The sequence below is a fragment of the Pseudarthrobacter defluvii genome (assembly GCF_030816725.1).
Taxonomy (GTDB): Bacteria; Actinomycetota; Actinomycetes; order Actinomycetales; family Micrococcaceae; genus Arthrobacter; species Arthrobacter defluvii_A.
This window is the reverse complement of the sequence record NZ_JAUSYG010000001.1, coordinates 2,063,499-2,084,393: the sequence shown is the minus strand read 5'-3', so window position 1 is coordinate 2,084,393 and position 20,895 is coordinate 2,063,499. Positions and strand designations below refer to the sequence as shown.

The 20,895-nt window shown below is 65.8% G+C and carries 16 protein-coding genes; 14 read left to right on the top strand and 2 right to left on the bottom strand.

Annotated features, from left to right (window positions below):
* Positions 1 to 61: 61 nt before the first annotated feature.
* Both QF031_RS09755 and QF031_RS09750 read right to left on the bottom strand, forming a co-directional pair.
* Positions 62 to 568 carry a GNAT family N-acetyltransferase gene (locus QF031_RS09755; RefSeq protein ID WP_307427229.1) on the bottom strand — a complete coding sequence of 169 codons (507 nt, stop codon included), beginning with the start codon at positions 566 to 568 and terminating at the stop codon, positions 62 to 64.
* 25 nt (positions 569 to 593) lie between these two features.
* Complete coding sequence (locus tag QF031_RS09750) at positions 594 to 3,137, bottom strand: DEAD/DEAH box helicase (RefSeq protein ID WP_307427226.1); 2,544 nt, start codon at positions 3,135 to 3,137, stop codon at positions 594 to 596.
* A gap of 96 nt (positions 3,138 to 3,233) precedes the next feature.
* On the opposite strand from QF031_RS09750, the gene QF031_RS09745 reads away from it, so the two are divergent.
* From QF031_RS09745 to QF031_RS09680, 14 genes are all read left to right on the top strand, one after another.
* Positions 3,234 to 4,016, top strand: a complete 783-nt coding sequence (locus QF031_RS09745; protein WP_307427222.1) for a trans-aconitate 2-methyltransferase — start codon at positions 3,234 to 3,236, stop codon at positions 4,014 to 4,016.
* Between the two features lie 140 nt (positions 4,017 to 4,156).
* Positions 4,157 to 5,926 carry an ABC transporter ATP-binding protein gene (locus QF031_RS09740; protein ID WP_307427219.1) on the top strand — a complete coding sequence of 590 codons (1,770 nt, stop codon included), beginning with the start codon at positions 4,157 to 4,159 and terminating at the stop codon, positions 5,924 to 5,926.
* Positions 5,926 to 7,731: an ABC transporter ATP-binding protein gene (locus QF031_RS09735; protein ID WP_307427215.1), complete on the top strand. Its 1,806-nt coding sequence runs from the start codon at positions 5,926 to 5,928 to the stop codon at positions 7,729 to 7,731. Before QF031_RS09740 ends, QF031_RS09735 begins: the two co-directional genes overlap by 1 nt.
* Complete coding sequence (locus QF031_RS09730; RefSeq protein ID WP_307427212.1) at positions 7,728 to 8,108, top strand: GntR family transcriptional regulator; 381 nt, start codon at positions 7,728 to 7,730, stop codon at positions 8,106 to 8,108. Before QF031_RS09735 ends, QF031_RS09730 begins: the two co-directional genes overlap by 4 nt.
* A 47-nt stretch (positions 8,109 to 8,155) precedes the next feature.
* Positions 8,156 to 11,080 (top strand): excinuclease ABC subunit UvrA, encoded by a 2,925-nt coding sequence (gene uvrA, locus QF031_RS09725; protein ID WP_307427208.1) that lies wholly within the window; start codon positions 8,156 to 8,158, stop codon positions 11,078 to 11,080.
* 80 nt (positions 11,081 to 11,160) lie between these two features.
* Entirely contained in the window at positions 11,161 to 11,877 is a 717-nt protein-coding gene (locus QF031_RS09720) for an HAD hydrolase-like protein (RefSeq protein WP_307427205.1), read from the top strand.
* A complete protein-coding gene (locus tag QF031_RS09715) occupies positions 11,864 to 12,532 on the top strand; it encodes a lysophospholipid acyltransferase family protein (protein WP_307427202.1) in 669 nt (222 codons plus the stop codon). The genes QF031_RS09720 and QF031_RS09715 overlap by 14 nt, the downstream gene beginning before the upstream one ends.
* A gap of 78 nt (positions 12,533 to 12,610) precedes the next feature.
* On the top strand, positions 12,611 to 14,629 hold the full coding sequence (gene uvrC, locus QF031_RS09710; protein ID WP_307427199.1) for an excinuclease ABC subunit UvrC: 2,019 nt from the start codon (positions 12,611 to 12,613) through the stop codon (positions 14,627 to 14,629).
* Positions 14,630 to 14,697: 68 nt separating this feature from the next.
* On the top strand, positions 14,698 to 15,621 hold the full coding sequence (rapZ, locus tag QF031_RS09705) for an RNase adapter RapZ (protein WP_307427196.1): 924 nt from the start codon (positions 14,698 to 14,700) through the stop codon (positions 15,619 to 15,621).
* The gene (locus QF031_RS09700; RefSeq protein ID WP_307427192.1) at positions 15,621 to 16,640 is read left to right on the top strand and encodes a gluconeogenesis factor YvcK family protein; all 1,020 of its coding nucleotides are present in this window, start codon (positions 15,621 to 15,623) and stop codon (positions 16,638 to 16,640) included. Before rapZ ends, QF031_RS09700 begins: the two co-directional genes overlap by 1 nt.
* A 9-nt stretch (positions 16,641 to 16,649) precedes the next feature.
* Positions 16,650 to 17,630, top strand: coding sequence for a DNA-binding protein WhiA (whiA, locus tag QF031_RS09695; protein ID WP_142133916.1), 981 nt, complete (start codon positions 16,650 to 16,652; stop codon positions 17,628 to 17,630).
* A gap of 101 nt (positions 17,631 to 17,731) precedes the next feature.
* Positions 17,732 to 18,358 (top strand): superoxide dismutase, encoded by a 627-nt coding sequence (locus QF031_RS09690; RefSeq protein ID WP_307427188.1) that lies wholly within the window; start codon positions 17,732 to 17,734, stop codon positions 18,356 to 18,358.
* Between the two features lie 260 nt (positions 18,359 to 18,618).
* The gene (gene gap / locus QF031_RS09685; protein WP_307427185.1) at positions 18,619 to 19,629 is read left to right on the top strand and encodes a type I glyceraldehyde-3-phosphate dehydrogenase; all 1,011 of its coding nucleotides are present in this window, start codon (positions 18,619 to 18,621) and stop codon (positions 19,627 to 19,629) included.
* 10 nt (positions 19,630 to 19,639) lie between these two features.
* The gene (locus QF031_RS09680) at positions 19,640 to 20,866 is read left to right on the top strand and encodes a phosphoglycerate kinase (RefSeq protein WP_307427182.1); all 1,227 of its coding nucleotides are present in this window, start codon (positions 19,640 to 19,642) and stop codon (positions 20,864 to 20,866) included.
* The last annotated feature ends 29 nt before the right edge of the window (positions 20,867 to 20,895 follow it).

Here is a 20,895-nt window from a genome sequence, read left to right as displayed (position 1 = left end):
GCGGAATTCGTGCCTGGCCCTGACGGCGTGCCCGACGGCGGGAACCGCACCCGCCTGTGTCCTAGCCACGGGCAGGAGCGGGGAGGGAGGCTGCCTTGGCGAACTCGTCCAGCGCCCCGCCGGTGAGCCGGAAGGTGGACCAGCCGTCCATGGGGCGGGCTCCTAGGCGCCGGTAGAAGTTGATGGAGGGTTCGTTCCAGTCCAGCACGCTCCACTCAACCCGGGCGTAGCCGTTCTCGACCGCGATTGCGGCAAGGTGCTGCAGCAGGGCCTTGCCGTGCCCTTCACCGCGGGCCTCCGGGCTGACGTAGAGGTCTTCCAGGTAGATCCCGTGCACGCCCTCCCAGGTGGAGTAGTTCAGGAACCACAGGGCGAAGCCCTGCACGTCGCCTGCATCGTCTTCGGCCATGGCAGCGAACACCCGGGGGTTCCCGCCGAACAGCACCTGCTCCAGCAGTTCGGGGGTGTTCCGGACGGCGTCGGGTTCCTTCTCGTAATGAGCCAGTTCATGGATCATGCGGAGGATGGCGGGGACGTCGTGCCGGGTTGCGGGGCGGATTACACTCATTGTTCGAGCTTACCGCCGGCCCGTCTCAGAGGCGGTTTACCTCGGTCACCCGGACCACGGCTGTTCCGGTCGCGTCCGACTCCGCCAGGTCCACCTCCGCCGAGATGCCCCAGTCGTGGTTGCCGGCGGGGTCGTCGAAGATCTGGCGCACCTTCCACTTCCCGGGTTCCTCGGTGATGATCAGGAGGCCGGGGCCGCGCGCATCAGGTCCTGTCCCGATGTCGTCGTGTTCGTCGAAGTAGTCGTCCAGCACGTCTTCCCAGCGGTCGGCACCCCACCCGGAGCCGCCGTCGAGGTCTCCGAGCGCCGTGGCGTCCTCCTCGGCGAACAATTCCACCCGCCGGAACATCTCGTTGCGCACCATCACCCGGAACGCGCGGATGTTCGAGGTGAGCGACGGCGGCGGGGGCGGCGGTGCGTCGTGCGGCGTGGGCGCGGCACCGGAGGCCAACTCCTCCCACTCGTCCAGGAGACTGGAATCCACCTGCCGCACCAGCTCGCCCAGCCAGGCAGTGAGGTCGGCGAGGTCTTCCCGGAGCATGTCCTGCGGGACGGTTTGGCGCAGCGCCTTGAAGGCGTCCGCAAGGTACCGCAGCACGATCCCCTCGGAGCGGGCCAGGCCATAGAACTGGACGAATTCGCCGAAGTTCATGGCCCGCTCAAACATGTCGCGGACCACCGACTTGGGTGCCAGCTCAAAGTCGCCCACCCACGGCGCAGCCTTCCGGTACACCTCGAACGCCTCACCCAGGATCTCCGCGAGCGGCTGCGGGTAGGTGACTTCGTCCAGCATGGCCATCCGCTGGTCGTAGTCGATGCCGTCGGCCTTCATGGCCGCCACCGCCTCGCCGCGGGCCTTCTTCTGCTGCGCCGATAGGATCTGCCGCGGTTTCTCCAGGGTCGCCTCGATGACAGACACCACGTCCAGGGCGTACGACGGCGACTCCGGGTCAAGGAGGTCCAGTGCGGCAAGTGCGAAGGGGGAGAGCGGCTGGTTCAGGGCGAAGTTGGGCTGCAGGTGCACGGTCAGGCGGACTGTGCGGCCATCTGGCCCCTGCTCCTCCGGCGGGATCCGCTCGATGACTTCGGCGGCGAGGAGTTCGCGGTAGATGCCCAGCGCCTTCTTCATGAGCCGCAGCTGGGAGGAGCGCGGCTCGTGGTTTTCGGTGAGCAGCCGCCTGGCCGCGGCGAAGGGGTCGCCGGGCCGTTCCATCAGGTTCATCAGCATGGCGTGCGTCACCGTAAAGCTTGACGTCAGGGGGTCGGGGACAGATTCCACCAGCCGCTTGAACGTGGGCTCACCCCAGGAAACAAAACCCTCCGGCGGCTTTTTCTTGACCACCTGGCGGAGTTTCTTCTGGTCGTCACCGAACTTGGCGGTGGCCTTCGCCATGGCCTTGACGTTCTCGACGACGTGCTCGGGTGCCTGCACCACCACCGTCCCGGCGGTGTCATAGCCCGCCCTGCCGGCCCGGCCCGCAATCTGGTGGAACTCACGTGAGTTAAGCAGGCGGGTGCGGACGCCGTCGTATTTGCTCAGAGCGGTCAGCAGCACCGTCCGGATGGGCACGTTGATGCCCACGCCCAGCGTGTCCGTGCCGCAGATGACCTTCAGCAGCCCTGCCTGCGCCAACTGTTCCACGAGGCGGCGGTACTTGGGCAGCATGCCGGCGTGGTGCACGCCGATGCCATGGCGGACCAAACGGTTGAGGGTCTTTCCAAAGCCCGCGGCGAAGCGGAAATTGGCGATCAACTCGGCGATCTTGTCCTTTTCCTCCCTGGTGCACACGTTGATGCTCATCAGGTTCTGGGCGCGGTCGATCGCCTCAAGCTGGCTGAAGTGCACCACATAGACCGGCACCTGACGGGTGGAGAGCAGTTCCTCCAGGGTCTCGTGGACGGGGGTCTGGTGGTAGTAGTAGTGCAGCGGAATGGGCCGCTCGGCTGAACTCACTGTGGTGGTGGCTCGGCCGGTCAGCGCCGTCAGGCCGTCCTCGAACCGGGTGACGTCGCCCAGGGTGGCGGACATCAGCAGGAACTGTGCCTGCGGAAGCTCCAGGAGGGGGACCTGCCAGGCCCAGCCGCGCTGCGGGTCGGAGTAGAAATGGAACTCGTCCATGATCACTGCGCCCAGTTCCGCTGCAGTGCCCTCGCGCAGGGCGATGTTGGCCAGAATCTCGGCGGTGCAGCAGATGATGGGGGCGTCCTGGTTGACGCCGGAGTCGCCGGTGATCATGCCCACGTTCTCAGCGCCGAAAATGTCACAGAGCGCAAAGAATTTCTCGGACACCAATGCCTTGATGGGTGCCGTGTAATAGCTCCGCCGGCCCTGGGCCATGGCCTGGAAGTGCGCGGCGACGGCCACCAGTGACTTCCCGGACCCCGTGGGCGTGGCCAGGATGACGTTGGCCCCCGTGGCCAGCTCCATGATGGCCTCGTCCTGCGCCGGGTACAGTGACAGGCCCCGGCTTTCGGTCCATTCCAGAAACCGGGTGTAAAGGGCGTCGGGGTCGACGGCGGCGGCCGGGTTGGGGGTGGACAGATCGCTCAGCTGGTCGACGAGTTTCATTGACTTCAACCTTAGTGCCACGTTGCGGACGGGGCAGGCGTACCGGGCGGGTTAGGCTACGGCTTGCCCGTGTGCACGTCAGAACTGGAGATAGTCATGAAATGGGACCCCGCAAAGTACGTCCAGTTTGGCGACTACCGGAACAGGCCGTTCTTCGACCTTGCGGCCCGGATCCAGGCGGAGGAACCCGCGCGGGTGGTGGACCTCGGCTGCGGGCCCGGGAACCTCACCGCAACCCTGGCCGAACGCTGGCCCGGCGCCCGGGTGGTTGGCCTGGACTCGTCCGCCGAGATGCTGGCGAAGGCCGCCCCGCTGTCGGCGGACCGTCCCGCCTTGATGTTTGAACAGGCGGACATTGCCGCCTGGATGCCCAGTCCCGGGACCGATGTGGTGGTGAGCAACGCGGCCCTGCAATGGGTCCCGGGCCACCAGGACTTGATGCGGAGCTGGCTCGAAGCCCTCCGGCCGGGCGCCTGGTTTGCCATGCAGGTACCTGGGAACTTCAACGCCCCGTCGCATGCCCTGATGCGGGAGCTGGCGGCCTCGGACCGGTGGGCGTCGAAACTGGGCGGGGTGCTGCGGGGCGGGGAGTCCGTGGGTGAGCCCGGGGACTATCTGGGCATCCTCCTCGACGCTGGCTTCGCGGCCGATGCGTGGGAAACCAGCTACCAGCAGGTTCTCACAGGGCAGGACCCGGTGCTGGAGTGGGTGAGGGGTACTGCCCTGGTGCCGGTGCTGGCGGCCCTTGATGAGGATGACGCCAAGCACTTCGAGACCGAGTACGCAGCCGCCCTTCGGGAGGCCTACCCGCAGGGCGTGCACGGCACGGTCTTTCCCTTCCGCCGGATCTTCGCCGTGGGCTGCAAGGCGGGCGGCTGACGGGTTTTCGGCAGCCGTCACAGCATGTGACAGCGCCGGAAAGTGATCTGGCTTACAATGGCCTCTGTGTTTCGGGGTCAAGCCGCTGGCCCCTTTTCTGGCCGTACGCATCTACAGGGGGTATTTTGCTGGTCGGACTCATGAGGCGGCAGCTCGCGGGCCAACACCGGCACGTATGGGCGATCGTCTTCCTCCAGTTGGTCCAGGCGGCCGCGAACCTGCTGCTGCCCACCGTGAACGCCGCCATCATTGATGACGGCATCGTCGCCGGAAGGCCTGAGGTCATCACGCGGCTCGGAGTGCTCATGGCCGCCATTGCCGTGGTGCAGGCAGCATCCGCCATTGCAGCGGGCTACCTTGGCGCGGTGGTGGCCATGAGGATCGGGCACCGCCTGCGGGCCCAGGTTTTCACCCGGATCCAGTCGCTGTCCTCCCAGGACGTGGCCTTGTTCGGAACCCAAAGCCTCACCACCCGCGCCACGAACGATGTCCAGCAAGTCCAGGCTTTCGCCGTCCTCGTCTTCACCATGCTTTTTGCCGGGCCGGCCATGGGCGTCGGAGGCATCGTGCTTGCCGTGCAGCAGGATGTGGCGCTGTCCGTCGTGGTGATCGTCATCGTGCCCCTGCTCCTGCTCATCATGTACCTGATCGTCCGCAGGCTGATTCCGCTCTACCGCGAAGGCCAGGACCTTCTGGACCGGTCCGGCGGCATTCTCCGCGAGCAGATCATTGGGGTGGATGTCATCCGCGCCTTCGTCCGCCAGGGCCATGAAGTGCGGCGGTTTGCCCAGACCAATGCCGGCCTGACTGCCAACAACCTGCAGTCGGCGCTCCTGGTGGCGGGGATGCTGCCGATGATCATGCTGGTGGTCAACACCAGTTCCGTTGCCCTCGTGTGGTTTGGCGGGCACCGTATCCAGGCAGGATTGATGAATGTCGGGGCGCTTACGGCGTTTATCGCGTACATCATGCAGATCCTGCTGGCCATCATGATGTCCATGTACGTCCTCATGACCGCGCCCCGCGCCGCCGTTTGCGCCGAACGGATCCAGGCAGTCCTGGACACCGAACCTTCGGTCAGCAGTGCCCCAAAGCGGCCCGCCCGCCTGGACCGGGCCCGCCTGGACCGTAACCATCCGGAACGTGCCCGTCTGGATACGGCGCAGCCGGCAAGGCTGACGTTCCAGGATGTTGGCTTCTCCTATCCCGGAGCGGAAGCCCCCGTTCTCGCCGGCCTCAGTTTCACAGCAGCCCCCGGTACCACCACCGCGATTGTCGGTTCCACCGGCAGTGGCAAGACCACGTTGCTGAACCTGGTTCCGCGTTTCCTCGACGCCACGGAGGGCCACATCACCCTTAACGGCCAGGACATCCGCGACCTGCCCCTGGATGAACTGCGCACGGCCATGGCCATCGTGCCCCAGCACTCCCACCTCTTCACCGGAACCATCGCCGACAACCTGAGGATGGCCGCGCCGGATGCCTCAGACGAAGAACTCTGGGCCGTCCTGGAGGCCGCGCAGGCCATGCGCTTCATGCGTGACCTCCCGCTTGGGCTTGCCACTCCCGTGGGCCAGGGAGGCGCCAGCCTGTCGGGCGGGCAGCGGCAACGGCTGTGTATCGCCAGGGCACTGTTGCGCAACGCGCCCCTGTATCTGTTTGATGACAGCTTTTCGGCGCTCGACTATGACACGGACACCAGGCTGCGGCAGGCGCTGGACCAGCAGCTCGCCGCCGCAACCATCATCCTGGTTGCCGAGCGCATTTCAGCCGTGGCGGATGCGGAGCTCATTTTGGTGCTCGACGGCGGCCGGCTCGTTGCGCAGGGAACGCACCAGGAGCTGTTGGAAACCTCGGCCACCTACCGGGAGATTGCCGAGTCGCAGCTCGCGTTGGACGGCACTCAGTGATGGCGGAGGAAGCCGGGGAAGCTGCGGAGAGGTTCTGGCCGACTGCCGGCAGGCTCCTGGGCCTCCTGCGCCCGTTCCGGCTGCAGATGCTGGGAGCTGTCGCAGCCACCTGCGTTTTCGCGGGCCTGAACGTTGCCGCCCCCAAATACCTTGGCGATGCCACCGACGTGGTGGTGGAGGGTGCCTTCCAGGGCACCCTCGACCAGCGCCTGGGAATCCTGCTGGCGGCCGTGGCCGTCATGTACGTCTTCGCCTCCCTGTTCAACTGGGTGCAGGGCGCGCTCACGGCCCACGCCGTGCAGGGGCTCATGTACGCGCTGCGCGCCTCGGTCGAGGACAAGCTCCACCGGCTTCCATCCACCTACTTCCGCGAACGCTCGCGCGGTGACGTTCTGAGCCGGGCCACCAATGACATCGACAACATTGCCCAGGCCCTGAACCAGGTCCTGACCCAGCTGATTGTGTCCGTCCTGATGCTGTGCGGTTCGCTGGCCATGATGCTCTGGATCTCACCACTGCTGGCAGCCATCGCCATCGCCAGCGTTCCAGTCTCCACCTGGATCACGGTCCTGGTGGCCAGGCGCTCGCAGGAGCATTTCGCCGGGCAATGGAAGGAGACCGGTGAACTCAACGCCCACGTGGAGGAATTCGTCAGCGGCCACGAAGTCATCAAGGCCTTCGGCCGGCAGGGACACGCGGTGGAAGTCTTCAGCCGCAGCAACGGACGCCTGGCGCGGGCAGCCGCCAAAGCGCAGTACTCCGCCGGGGTGGTCCAGCCGCTGATGGTGCTGATGGCGAACCTCAACTACATTGCCGTCGCGGTGGTGGGGGCCCTTCAGGTCATCGCAGGCGCCATGACCATCGGGGGCGTCCTGGCCTTCATCCAGTTCAGCCGGCTGTTCACCCAGCCGGTGGGCCAGATCGGGGGACTCCTCAACGTCATGCAGTCCTGTGCGGCGTCCGCGGCCAGGGTTTTCGTGCTCCTGGACGCGCGTGAGGACCCGCAGGAGCCTGGCGGGTCCGCTCCCGGCGCGCCGGCCGGGGGGTCCATCGTTTTTCACGACGTCACGTTCGGCTATCCAGGCTCCGTCCCAGCCGTCCGCAACCTCACCTTCACGGTGGAACCGGGGCGGTCGGTGGCAATCGTGGGCCACACGGGCGCGGGCAAGAGCACGGTGGTGAATCTGCTGATGCGGTTCCTCGAGCCCACGTCCGGGAGGATCACCATGGGCGGAAAGAACATCGCCGACATTCCCCGTGACCAATTGCGTGCCCGCTTTGGCGTGGTGCTGCAGGATTCCTGGCTTTTCGCCGGCACCATCCGCGAAAACATAGCCTATGGCCGGCCCGACGCCCCGGACGCTGCCGTTGTGGCCGCCGCAGAGGCCACCCACGCCGACCGCTTCATCAGGTCCCTGCCGCATGGCTACGACACCATGCTCGAGAACGGCGGGGAGCCGCTCAGCCAGGGCCAGCGGCAACTCCTCACCATCGCCAGGGCCCAGCTCGCCGCGCGCTCGGTACTGGTACTGGACGAGGCAACCAGTTCGGTGGATTCCAGGACCGAGCTGCTCATCCGCCAGGCGATGCAGCGGCTGCGGCACGGGCGGACCAGCTTCATGATCGCCCACCGTTTGTCCACCATCCGCAACGCTGATCTAATTCTCGTCATGGACCACGGACGCATCGTCGAACAAGGAACGCATGGAAGCCTCCTTGCCGCCAACGGCTACTACGCCAGGCTGTACAACGCCCAGTTTGCAGAAAGCGACGGCAAGGCCGGCGTCCTGGAGGGCGGCCTGTGAATGCTGCTGCCGACTTCCCGGGCTCTTGGCGGCCCAACCCTGCCAGCAGCGTAGCGCTCTTCGAGCAGCTGCGGCTGCAGGTCATCCACTTGGCGGACACCGGGGCGCTGGCCCCCGGCAGCAGGCTCCCCGCGGTCCGGGCCCTTGCAGAAAAACTCGACGTCGCACCCCACACCGTGGCCAGGGCCTATAAGGAGCTGGAGGCGGCCGGCGTCGTCGCCACCCGCGGGCGGAACGGGACCGTGGTTTGCGCCCGTGATGAGCGCCTGGGAGGCCTGTCCGACGCCGCAGCCGCCTATGCCGCCGTCGCAAAATCCCAGGGAGCCAGCTTTGCCGAAGCGGTAAAGCTGCTGGCCGCTGCCTACGATGTTCCCTGACGGCGGAACCGTCAGTGTTCGAAAAAGTTTTCGATTAGCATTATGGGGTGCCTAAAGCCTTAGCTGAAGAAACCCCTGCCCCCTCCACCGCCCTCGCCGTACCCGCTGCTGCGGCCGTCCAGCGTCCGGATCTCTCCCGCCTCGTGGTGAAGGGCGCGCGGGAGCACAACCTGCGCAACGTGGACCTCGATCTGCCGCGTGACGCCATGATCGTCTTCACCGGCCTCTCCGGGTCCGGCAAGTCCTCGCTGGCATTCGACACCATCTTCGCGGAGGGCCAGCGGCGCTACGTTGAATCGCTGTCCGCCTACGCACGCCAGTTCCTGGGCCAGGTGGACAAGCCCGACGTCGATTTCATCGAAGGCCTCTCACCGGCGGTCTCCATCGACCAGAAGTCCACCAGCAAGAACCCGCGGTCCACGGTGGGCACCATCACCGAAATCTATGACTACATGCGCCTGTTGTGGGCCCGCGTGGGCAGGCCCCACTGCCCGGTGTGCGGTGAGCCGGTGTCCAAGCAGACGCCGCAGCAGATCGTGGACCAGCTCCTTGAACTCGACGAGGGCACACGCTTCCAGGTACTGGCGCCGGTGGTGCGCGGCCGCAAGGGCGAGTTCGTTGACCTCTTCAAGGAATTGAGCGCCAAGGGATACTCCCGGGCCCGGGTGGACGGCAACCTGGTCCAGCTGAGCGATCCCCCCAAGCTGGGCAAGCAGTTCAAGCACACCATTGAAGTGGTGGTGGACCGCCTGGTGGTCAAGGAGGGCATCAGCCAGCGGCTTACCGACTCCATCGAAACAGCCCTCGGACTGTCCGAAGGGCGTGTCCTTGCCGAATTCGTGGACCTTGAAGCCGACGCGCCAGGACGCATCCGCGCGTTCTCGGAAAACCTCGCATGCCCCAATGAGCACCCCCTCGCCATTGATGAGATCGAGCCCCGCTCCTTCTCGTTCAACAACCCGTTCGGCGCCTGTGCCGCCTGCAGCGGAATCGGCACGCGGCTGGAGGTGGATGAGGAACTCATTGTTCCCAACCCGGAGCTTTCCCTGTCGGAGGGCGCCATCGCACCCTGGTCAATGGGCACCGCCACCACTGAGTACTGGAACCGGTTGCTGGAGGGCCTGGCCAAGGAAGTGGGCTTCTCCATGTCCACCCCGTGGGAGAAGCTGGGCAAGGACGTACGCCAGACCATCCTGCACGGCAAGGACCACAAGGTGGTGGTGCAGTACCGCAACCGGTTCGGCCGCGAACGCAAGTACAGCACTGGATTCGAAGGTGCCATCCAGTACGTGCACCGCAAGCACGGCGAGACTGATTCCGACTGGGCCCGCGACCGCTACGAGGAGTACATGCGGCAGGTTCCCTGCCCCGCCTGCAACGGCGCACGCCTCAACCCCGCATCCCTTTCGGTGTTGATCAACGGCAAGTCCATCGCCGAGGTGGCTGCGCTGCCCATGCGGGACTGCGCGGAGTTCCTGAACAACCTGGTGCTGACCGGACGCGAAGCCCAGATCGCCCACCAGGTCCTCAAGGAGATCCAGGCCCGCCTGACCTTCCTCCTGGACGTTGGCCTGGAGTACCTCAACCTTGAGCGCCCGTCCGCCACCCTCTCCGGCGGCGAAGCACAGCGCATCCGGCTCGCCACCCAGATCGGCTCCGGACTGGTGGGCGTCCTCTACGTCCTCGACGAACCCTCCATCGGCCTGCACCAGCGGGACAACCGCCGGCTGATCGAAACCCTCACCCGGCTCCGCGACATGGGAAACACCCTCATCGTCGTCGAGCACGACGAGGACACCATCCACGTTGCCGACTGGATCGTGGACATCGGACCGGGCGCCGGCGAGCACGGCGGCCAGGTGGTCCACTCCGGAACCTACAAGGATCTGCTGGAGAACAGGGAATCGCTGACGGGCGACTACCTGTCCGGCCGCAAGGCCATCGACGTGCCCAAAAAGCGCCGCAAGTACGACAAAAAGCGTGAGATCAAGGTGGTGGGCGCACGGGAGAACAACCTCGTGAACGTCGATGCCGCCTTCCCCTTGGGGCTTTTCACCGCGGTGACCGGCGTGAGCGGTTCGGGCAAGTCGACTCTCGTGAACGAGATCCTGTACAAGGTCCTGGCGAACAAGCTCAACGGCGCCAAGCAGGTGGCGGGCCGTCACAAGACGGTCCAGGGGCTGGAGCACCTGGACAAGGTGGTCCACGTGGACCAGAGCCCCATCGGCCGCACGCCGCGGTCCAACCCCGCCACCTACACCGGCGTCTTCGACAATATCCGCAAGCTCTTTGCCGAAACCACCGAAGCCAAGGTGCGCGGCTACCTTCCGGGCCGCTTCTCCTTCAACGTCAAGGGCGGCCGCTGCGAGGCGTGCTCCGGTGACGGCACGCTGAAGATCGAAATGAACTTCCTGCCTGACGTCTACGTTCCCTGCGAGGTGTGCCACGGAGCCCGCTACAACCGCGAGACCCTGGAAGTGCACTACAAGGGCAAGACCATCGCGGACGTCCTTAACATGCCCATCGAAGAGGCCGCCGAATTCTTCGCAGCGTTCTCACCCATCGCACGGCACCTGAACACCCTGGTGGACGTGGGACTGGGCTACGTCCGGCTGGGACAGCCTGCCACCACCCTGTCCGGCGGCGAAGCGCAACGGGTCAAGCTCGCGGCGGAACTCCAGAAGCGGTCCAACGGCCGCAGCATCTATGTACTGGACGAGCCCACCACCGGTTTGCACTTCGAAGACATCCGCAAGCTGTTGATGGTCCTGCAGGGCCTGGTGGACAAGGGCAACACCGTGATCACCATCGAGCACAACCTGGACGTCATCAAGAGCGCCGATTGGCTGGTGGACCTCGGGCCTGACGGCGGTTCGGGCGGAGGCCAGATTGTTGCGGCAGGAACGCCTGAGCAGGTGGCGAAGTCCACCACCAGCCACACAGGGAAGTTCCTGGCCGAGATCCTCGGCTAAAGGGGGCGGTAATCCGCCGAAGTATTCCTCAAGGGGAATGCGAGTTTCAGGCATTCCTGCTGTCGTGAGAAACTAACCCGGTGACTTCAACAACAGTGCCCGTGATCTTTGACCTGGACGGCACTCTTGTCGACCCTGCCGGCGGTATAACTGAGGGGATTGCAGCAGCGCTCCGCGGGCTGGGGCTCCCGGTTCCGGACCAGGACCTGCTTGATGCAATGATCGGCCCGAAGCTGAGCGACTCACTGCTCAACATCGCAGAAGTGCCGGCGGACCGGCTGAACGAAGTGGTCCGCCACTACCGCGAGTACTATGTGGCCACCGGGATCGGGCAGAGCCGGCTGTACCCGGGCGTCCGGGACATCCTGGAGTCGTTTGCGTCAGCGGGACGGCCTGTGGCTGTCGCCACCCAAAAGCCCCAGCGGCTCGCCCACAAAGTCCTGGCGCATCACGGCATCGACGGCTTCTTCCACGGGATCCACGGCTCGGGCGACGACGAAGCTGCGGTGGAGGGCGTTCCGCTGGGGAAGACGGAAATCATTGCCGCCGCCCTGCGCGACCTGGACACCCAGCACGCCATCATGGTGGGGGACCGGGCCCAGGACGTCTCAGGTGCGATCGCCAACGGACTGGACTGCATCGGTGTCGCCTGGGGGTTCGCTCCGGACGGCGAGCTGGAGGAAGCCGGCTCTGTCGCCGTCGTCAGCACGGGCGGAGAACTGGTGGCGGTCATCGAGCGGCTGCAGGCTGTCCACACAGCGGCGATGAGCGGGGTGGGCAACAATGGAAATGTTTGATGCCGTCCGCTGGACCACCCGCAACCTGATCTCGGGCACGTGCCGGCCGACCGTCGTCGGGCTCGACAATGTCCCCTCTGACGGCCCCTTCATTGTGGCACCCAACCATCTGTCCTTTTTCGACAGCGTGATCGTCCAGGCGCTGATGCCCCGTCCGGTCGCCTTCTTCGCAAAGGCTGAGTACTTCACCACGGGCGGCGTCAAGGGCAAGGTCATGAAAGCCTTTTTCGAATCCGTCGGTTCCATCCCGGTGGAGCGCGGCGAACAGGCTGCCAGCGTGCAGGCGCTCAAGACCCTGCTGGACATCCTGGAGGCCGGGCGAGGCATCGGCATCTACCCGGAAGGCACCCGCTCCCGTGACGGCATCCTCTACCGGGGGCGTACGGGCGTCGGCTGGCTGGCGCTCACCACCGGGGCCCCAGTGATTCCAGTGGGCCTGATCGGCACCGAGAAGCTCCAGCGTGCCGGCGAAAAAGGGGTCAGGCCGCAGCACTTCACCGTGAAGGTGGGGGAGCCCCTGTACTTCGACAAGACCGGCCCGGACCACTCCCTGCCCGCCCGCCGTGAGGTCACGGACCGGATCATGGACTCGATTGCTGAACTCAGCGGCCAAAAGCGTTCCGCCAGCTACAACCAGAGCAAGTCGGCCGAATAGCAGGCCCCGGGCCTTCCCGGGTTGGCGGGTTACGTCCGGCTGGCAAGGAGGCAGGGCGGAACTCAGTAGACTTGATAGGTGGCAAATCCAGCAAGTTACCGGCCCAAAACCGGTGAAATCCCCACCAACCCGGGTGTTTACCGGTTCCGCGATCCGCACGGGCGGGTCATTTACGTGGGCAAGGCGAAAAGCCTCCGGTCCCGGCTGAATTCCTATTTCGCCAACCCGGCCGGTCTGCTGCCCAAAACCTACGCGATGGTCCATGCGGCCAGCAGCGTCGAGTGGACCGTGGTGGGCAGCGAGCTGGAGTCCCTGCAGCTGGAATACACCTGGATCAAGGAATTCAAACCACGGTTCAACGTGGTGTTCCGCGATGACAAGACCTATCCCTACCTCGCCGTGACCATGAGCGAGAAATATCCCCGGGTGCAGGTGATGCGCGGGGATAAGCGGAAGGGGACGCGCTACTTCGGCCCTTACACCGCCGGTGCCATCCGGGAAACCATGGACACCCTGCTCCGCGTTTTTCCCGTACGGAGCTGCAGCGCCGGCGTCTTCAAGCGGGCCGAAGCCAGCGGCCGGCCCTGCCTGCTGGGGTACATCGACAAGTGCTCGGCGCCCTGCGTTGGGCGGATCTCCCCGGAGGACCACAAGGCGCTGGCCGATGATTTCTGCGCTTTCATGGGCGGCGAGGCGAAGAGGTTCATCAACAAGCTGGAAAAGCAGATGGCAAACGCCGTGGCGAAACTCGACTACGAGCACGCCGCCCGGCTGCGCGACGACATCACCGCCCTGCGGAAGGTCTTCGAGCGAAACGCCGTGGTGCTGGCCGAGGACACTGACGCTGACGTCTTTGCCCTTCACGAAGACGAGCTGGAAGCGGCCGTCCAGGTGTTCCACGTCCGGGGCGGAAGGATCCGCGGCCAGCGCGGCTGGGTGGTGGAAAAAGTTGAGGACTTCAGCACCCCTGACCTGGTGGAGCACCTGCTGCAGCAGGTTTACGGCGAGGACGGCGAAACGCACGGCCGGCTGCCCCGGGAAGTCCTGGTGCCGGTAGCGCCCAGCAACGCGGAAGACCTGGCCAAGTGGCTTGGGGGGATCCGTGGGGCCAAAGTCGACATCCGTGTGCCGCAGCGAGGCGACAAGGCGGCCCTGATGTCAACGGTGCGTGAGAACGCCGAGCACGCGCTGAAGCTCCACAAGACCCGGCGGGCGGGGGACATCACCGTCAGGTCCCAGGCCCTCCAGGAGCTCCAGGAAGCCCTGGACCTGCCCGTACCGCTGCTGCGGATCGAGTGCTTCGACGTTTCCCACGTGCAGGGCACCAACGTGGTGGCCTCCATGGTGGTGGTGGAGGACGGGCTCCCCAAGAAGTCCGACTACCGCAAGTTCTCCATCACGGGCCCCGCGGCCGCCGATGACACGGCCGCCATGCATGACGTCCTGACCCGCCGGTTCCGCCACTACCTGCAGGACAAGTCCGCGCAGGTGGATGAATCCGTCCTTGCCGCCGACCCCACCGATGCGATTGCTCCCGCTGTTCCCGCAGCCGGAGACATGGTGCTGGACACCACCACGCCTGCACCGAAGGCCAAGTTCGCCTATCCGCCGAACCTGGTGGTGGTGGACGGCGGGCAGCCGCAGGTCAACGCTGCGGCCCGCGCCCTGCGGGACCTTGGCATCGATGATGTGTACGTGGTGGGGCTGGCCAAGCGCCTGGAGGAAGTATGGCTTCCTGACAGCGACTTTCCGGTCGTCCTGCCCCGAACGTCCCAGGGGCTGTACCTGCTGCAGCGCATCCGTGACGAGGCCCACCGCTTCGCCATCACGTTCCACCGGCAAAAGCGCGGCAAGGCCATGACGGTCTCCGCGCTGGACGCCGTTCCGGGGCTGGGCGCCTCCAAGCGCAAGGCTCTGCTGGCCCACTTCGGCTCGGTCAAGGGCGTGAAGGCGGCCAGCGCCGACGAGCTTGCCCAGGCGAAAGGTATTGGGCCGGCACTTGCCGGTGCCATCGTGAACCACTTCGCGTCCGACGGGCCCGAAGCCGCAGCCGTGCCGGCAATCAACATGGCCACCGGCGAAATCATTGAATCTTAGCTAGGGTAAAGGTCGGGGCAGCGCCATCGCGGCCGCCCAGGGGACAACGAGGAAACGGGGCAGGGTTCATGGCAGACACGACGGCGGATTCCGGGGCCGGTCACGACGGGCTGGAGCCCGTCAAGCCGCTCGAAGCGGAGCTGCTGGTGGTCACCGGAATGTCCGGCGCGGGGCGAAGCACCGCAGCTGACGCCCTGGAGGACCACGGCTGGTATGTCGTGGAGAACCTTCCGCCGCAGATGCTGGGCACGCTCGCGGAGCTGGTATCGCACGCACCCCAGTCCATTCCACGGCTGGCTGTGGTCATCGACGTGCGCAGCAAGGGCCTCTTCGCAGACATCCGCGCCGCCCTGCACGCATTGGCCGCAAGCGGTGTGACCTTCCGGGTCCTGTTCCTTGACGCCAGTGACAACGTCCTGGTCCGCCGGTTTGAACAGGGCCGCCGCCCGCACCCGCTGCAGGGCGGCGGACGGATCCTTGACGGAATCGCTGCCGAACGTGAGCTGCTGCAGGAACTGCGCGACAGCTCCGACGTCGTCCTGGATACCTCCAACTACAACGTCCACGGGCTGGCTACCGCCATCACGGAACTTTTCAGCGAAACCGGGCCGGTGGCTCTGCGGCTCAACGTCATGAGCTTCGGCTTCAAGTACGGGCTGCCGGTGGATGCCAACTACGTGGCGGACGTCCGGTTTATTCCCAATCCGCACTGGGTCCCGCAGCTGCGCCCGCAGACCGGCCTGGACAAGGACGTCAGCGACTACGTGCTGGAAGCCGAAGGCGTCAAGAACTTCGTGGACCGCTACGTCCTGGCCCTGGAACCCGTCCTGGAGGGGTACCGCAGGGAAAACAAGCACTACGCCACCATCGCGGTCGGCTGTACCGGCGGCAAGCACCGCTCCGTTGCCGTTGCCGTTGAACTTTCCAAGAAACTCGCGCAGTACCCGCGGGTCACGGTGACCACAGCGCACCGGGATCTGGGCCGCGAGTAATGGCCCTGTTCACCGGAGCCCTGCCCCTGGTGCCGCCGGCCGCTGGCAAGGGCTCGGGCCAGCAGGACAAGGGCCCCAACGTGGTGGCCCTGGGCGGCGGCCACGGCCTGGCGGCCTCGCTGTCGGCACTGCGGCTGCTCACCTCCGAGCTCACCGCAGTGGTCACGGTAGCGGACGACGGCGGCTCCTCCGGGCGCCTGCGCGAGGAGTACGGCGTCCTTCCGCCGGGAGACCTCCGGATGGCACTGTCCGCTCTCTGCGACGACACGGACTGGGGACGCACCTGGCGCGACGTCATGCAGCACCGGTTCCACGCCGGGAAGGGCCCCGGCGGATCCCTGGACGAGCATGCCATGGGCAACCTGCTGATCGTCACCCTCTGGGAGCTGCTGGGCGACGCCGTCGCAGGGCTCAAGTGGGCCGGGGCCCTGCTGGGTGCCCGGGGGCAGGTCCTGCCCATGTCCACCGTCCCGCTCACCATCGAAGGCGACGTGCGGGTGGCTGCCCCCGACGGTGGCACCAGACTGCAGACCATCCGTGGCCAGGCGCGGTGCGCCGTGGCCGGTTCACTGGAGGAAGTCCGGCTCCTGCCCGCGGCAGCCCCGGCCTGCACCGACGCCCTGACCGCCATCGAACTGGCCGACTGGGTGGTCCTGGGCCCGGGCTCCTGGTACACGTCCGTCCTGCCGCACCTGCTCCTGCCGGAAATGCGGCAGGCCCTGTGCAGCACCCCCGCCAAGCGCTGCCTGACCATGAATCTGGCCACGGACACCAAGGAAACCACCGGCATGACGGCCGCGGACCATTTGCACGTCCTCCGGCGCTACGCCCCGGAGTTCAGCGTGGACGTGGTCCTGGCCGATCCAGCGTCGGTACCGGACCGGCAGGAGTTCGAGAAGGCCGCCGGCATGCTCGGAGCGGAAGTCGTCTTGGGTAAAGTAGGGGCGTCGGGTCGCCGCCCCGTCCACGAGCCGCTCAGGCTGGCCACGGCGTACCAGGACATTTTTGGGAACAGTTAGGAAGGTGCCATGGCACTGACAGCATCAGTCAAGGAAGAACTGTCCCGTCTGGACATCAAGAAGTCATCAGTGCGCAAGGCTGAAGTCTCCGCAATGCTCCGGTTCGCCGGGGGACTGCACATCATTTCCGGCAGGATCGTCATCGAGGCGGAAGTGGACCTGGCATCCACTGCCCGCCGGCTCCGGGCCGCCATCGCGGAGGTGTACGGCCACCAAAGCGAAATCATCGTGGTCTCCGCCGGCGGGCTGCGGCGCGCCAGCCGCTACGTGGTGCGGGTGGTCCGCGACGGCGAGGCGCTGGCACGCCAGACCGGCCTCCTGGATGGGCGGGGCCGCCCCGTGCGCGGGCTGCCATCCGCAGTCGTCAACGGTTCCGCGGCGGATGCCGAGGCCGTGTGGCGCGGGGCGTTCCTGGCCCACGGCTCGCTCACGGAACCGGGCCGCTCGTCATCACTGGAGGTCACCTGCCCGGGGCCCGAATCCGCCCTGGCGCTGGTGGGCGCCGCCCGCCGGCTGGATATCCAGGCCAAGGCCCGGGAGGTCAGGGGAGTGGACCGCGTGGTCATCCGCGACGGCGACACCATCGCCGCGCTCCTGACGCGCATGGGCGCCCACGACGCGCTGATGGTGTGGGAGGAGCGCCGCATGCGCAAGGAGGTCAGGGCCACCGCCAACCGCCTTGCCAACTTTGACGACGCCAACCTGCGCCGCTCCGCCCAGGCAGCAGTAGCCGCCGGGGCCCGCGTTGAGCGGGCGCTCGAGATCCTGGGCGACGACGTTCCGGACCACCTGAAATACGCGGGCGAGCTGCGGGTGGCGCACAAGCAGGCCAGCCTCGACGAGCTGGGCCGGCTGGCCGACCCCGTCATGACCAAGGACGCCATTGCGGGACGGATCCGGCGCTTGCTGGCCATGGCCGACAAACGGGCCCTTGATCTCGGCGTTCCCGGAACGGACGCCAATGTGACGCCTGAAATGCTGGACGAGTAAGCCGCCCCTAGAATCAGAAAGAATTCCGGGCACGAGCTGCCCGGATGCACAATCCGAGAGTTACCAACCGGACCTCCTGGTCCACGATATTGGAGGATTTTGTGACCGAGTACGTATTGCCGGAACTCAGCTACGACTACGCCGCCCTTGAACCGCACATCTCCGCGCGGATCATGGAGCTGCACCACAGCAAGCACCACGCCGCCTACGTTGCGGGCGCCAACAATGCCCTGGCCCAGCTGGCCGAGGCACGTGACAAGGGCGACTTCGCCAACATCAACCGGCTCTCCAAGGACCTCGCGTTCCACACCGGCGGCCACGTCAACCACTCCGTGTTCTGGAAGAACCTCTCCCCGGACGGCGGCGACAAGCCCGAAGGTGAGTTGGCTGCCGCCATCGACGACGCCTTCGGCTCCTTCGATGCCTTCCGCGCCCAGTTCTCCGCCGCAGCCCTTGGACTGCAGGGATCCGGCTGGGGCTTCCTGGCCTACGAGCCCATCGGTGGAAACCTGGTCATCGAGCAGCTCTACGACCAGCAGGGAAACACGGCACTGGGAACCATCCCGCTGCTGATGCTGGACATGTGGGAGCACGCCTTCTACCTGGACTACGTCAACGTGAAGGCTGATTACGTCAAGGCGTTCTGGAACATCGTCAACTGGGCAGACGTTGCCCAGCGCTTCGAGGCGGCACGCACCAACGCCACCGGACTGATCACCCTTCCGTAGTGGCCGGCGGTTTTACATCGCTGTAACGAACTTCACATTCTGACCTAAACGGGTCGGGATGTGGACCGTCCGCCCCCGCACTTGCGGGGGCGGACCCAGTTAAACGTAAGATAGGTCACGGAAGGCGGTTAGCCTTCAGCAATGAGGCTGGTCGCCCTCCGTGTAAATCATCTCTGCCCAATGGCGTGCGGGATCTGTTAGTTGGCTTCAACGCCCGCTCAACTAGTAGTGCTTTTCAAAGCACCAAGGAGACTGTAAAAGTGACGACCCGTATTGGTATCAACGGCTTTGGCCGCATTGGCCGCAACTACTTCCGCGCAGCGCTTGCCCAAGGCGCGGACCTGGAGATCGTTGCAGTCAACGACCTCACCAGCCCCGAAGCCCTGGCACACCTGTTCAAGTACGATTCGGTCGGCGGACGCCTGCAGGAAACCATCGAGGTCAAGGACGGCAACATCGTCGTCAACGGCAACGTGGTCAAGGTCCTCGCCGAGCGTGACCCGGCCAACCTCCCGTGGGGTGAGCTTGGCGTTGACATCGTCATCGAGTCCACCGGGTTCTTCACCAAGGCAGCCGACGCGCAGAAGCACATCGCCGCCGGTGCCAAGAAGGTCCTGATCTCCGCTCCGGCATCGGATGAGGACATCACCATCGTGATGGGCGTCAACCACAACCTCTACGACAACGCCAAGCACAACATCATTTCCAACGCGTCCTGCACAACCAACTGCCTGGGCCCGCTGGCCAAGGTGGTCAACGATGAGTTCGGCATCGAGCGAGGCCTCATGACCACCGTCCACGCGTACACGGCCGACCAGAACCTCCAGGATGGACCGCACAAGGACCTGCGCCGGGCCCGCGCTGCAGCCATCAACATGGTTCCCACGTCCACCGGTGCCGCCAAGGCCATCGGCCTGGTCCTGCCGGAGCTCAAGGGCAAGCTGGACGGCTACGCCATCCGCGTCCCGGTCCCCACCGGTTCCGCCACCGACCTCACCGTCACCGTGTCCCGCGAGACCACGGTTGAGGAAGTCAACGCCGCCCTCAAGCGTGCTGCCGAATCCGAAGAACTGCAGGGTTTCCTGACCTACACGGACGAGCCCATCGTCTCCTCGGACATCGTTGGCGATCCCGCGTCGTCCATCTTCGACTCCGGACTGACCAAGGTGATCGGCAACCAGGTCAAGGTTGTTTCCTGGTATGACAACGAATGGGGCTACTCCAACCGCCTCGTCGACCTCACGGAGCTTGTGGCATCCAAGCTGGGCTAGGGTTAGACACATGACATCTCACACCCTCAACGAACTGATCGCTGAAGGTGTCCGCGGGCGGTACATTCTGGTTCGAAGCGACCTGAATGTGCCGCTCGACGGCTCTACAGTCACTGATGACGGCCGCATCAAGGCCTCACTCCCAGTGCTGGCAAAGCTCACGGACGCCGGTGCCCGCGTGCTGGTAACAGCCCACCTTGGACGCCCCAAGGGCGCTCCGGAGGACAAGTACTCCCTGCGGCCCGCAGTGGACCGCCTCGCCGAGCTGGCCGGCTTCAAGGTCACCCTTGCAGCCGACACCGTCGGTGACGCCGCCGAGGCAGCGGCCGGGTCCCTGCAGGACGGGGAAGCCCTGGTCCTGGAAAACGTCCGTTTCGACGCGCGTGAAACCAGCAAGGACGACGCCCAGCGCGGCGCCTTCGCCGACGAGCTGGTGGCCCTGACGGGCAGCAACGGCGCCTACGTGGACGATGCCTTCGGTGCCGTGCACCGCAAGCACGCCAGTGTCTACGACGTCGCCACCCGGCTTCCGTCGTACCAGGGCGACCTGGTGCACACCGAGGTGGAGGTCCTCCGGAAGCTGACCACCGACACCCAGCGCCCCTACGTGGTGGTGCTCGGCGGCTCCAAGGTCTCGGACAAGCTTGCGGTCATCGACAACCTGATCGGCAAGGCTGACACCATCCTGGTGGGCGGCGGCATGCTCTTCACATTCCTGGCGGCCCAGGGCCACAAGGTGGGCTCGAGCCTGCTCGAGGAAGACCAGATCCCGGTTGTCCAGGACTACCTGAAGCGCGCCGCGGACGCGGGAACTGAATTCGTGGTTCCCACGGACGTCGTCGTGGCGGAGAAGTTTGCCGCCGACGCCGCCCACGAAACGGTTGCCGCCGACGCCATTGAAGGCAGCAGCTTCGGCGCCCAGGGTATCGGCCTGGACATCGGACCCGATACCGCCGCGGCTTTTGCTGAGCGGATCAAGAGCGCACGCACCGTCTTCTGGAACGGCCCCATGGGCGTTTTTGAATTCGAGGCGTTCTCGGCAGGTACCCGCGCCATTGCCCAGGCCCTGACCGAGACCGGCGGCTTCACCGTGGTGGGCGGCGGCGATTCCGCTGCAGCAGTACGCACCCTGGGGTTCGCCGACGACCAGTTCGGCCACATTTCCACGGGCGGCGGCGCAAGCCTGGAATACCTTGAAGGCAAGGAACTTCCCGGCCTCAGCGTCCTGGACAGGTAGTACAGGCCCCGCAGTCCTCCGGCCGGCAG

Coding starts and splice junctions, on each gene's coding strand:
- QF031_RS09755 (WP_307427229.1), bottom strand. CDS start 568: ATGAGTGTAATCCGCCCCGCAACCCGGCACGACGTCCCCGCCATCCTC.
- QF031_RS09750 (WP_307427226.1), bottom strand. CDS start 3,137: ATGAAACTCGTCGACCAGCTGAGCGATCTGTCCACCCCCAACCCGGCC.
- QF031_RS09745 (WP_307427222.1), top strand. CDS start 3,234: ATGAAATGGGACCCCGCAAAGTACGTCCAGTTTGGCGACTACCGGAAC.
- QF031_RS09740 (WP_307427219.1), top strand. CDS start 4,157: ATGAGGCGGCAGCTCGCGGGCCAACACCGGCACGTATGGGCGATCGTC.
- QF031_RS09735 (WP_307427215.1), top strand. CDS start 5,926: ATGGCGGAGGAAGCCGGGGAAGCTGCGGAGAGGTTCTGGCCGACTGCC.
- QF031_RS09715 (WP_307427202.1), top strand. CDS start 11,864: ATGGAAATGTTTGATGCCGTCCGCTGGACCACCCGCAACCTGATCTCG.
- rapZ (WP_307427196.1), top strand. CDS start 14,698: ATGGCAGACACGACGGCGGATTCCGGGGCCGGTCACGACGGGCTGGAG.
- QF031_RS09700 (WP_307427192.1), top strand. CDS start 15,621: ATGGCCCTGTTCACCGGAGCCCTGCCCCTGGTGCCGCCGGCCGCTGGC.
- whiA (WP_142133916.1), top strand. CDS start 16,650: ATGGCACTGACAGCATCAGTCAAGGAAGAACTGTCCCGTCTGGACATC.
- QF031_RS09680 (WP_307427182.1), top strand. CDS start 19,640: ATGACATCTCACACCCTCAACGAACTGATCGCTGAAGGTGTCCGCGGG.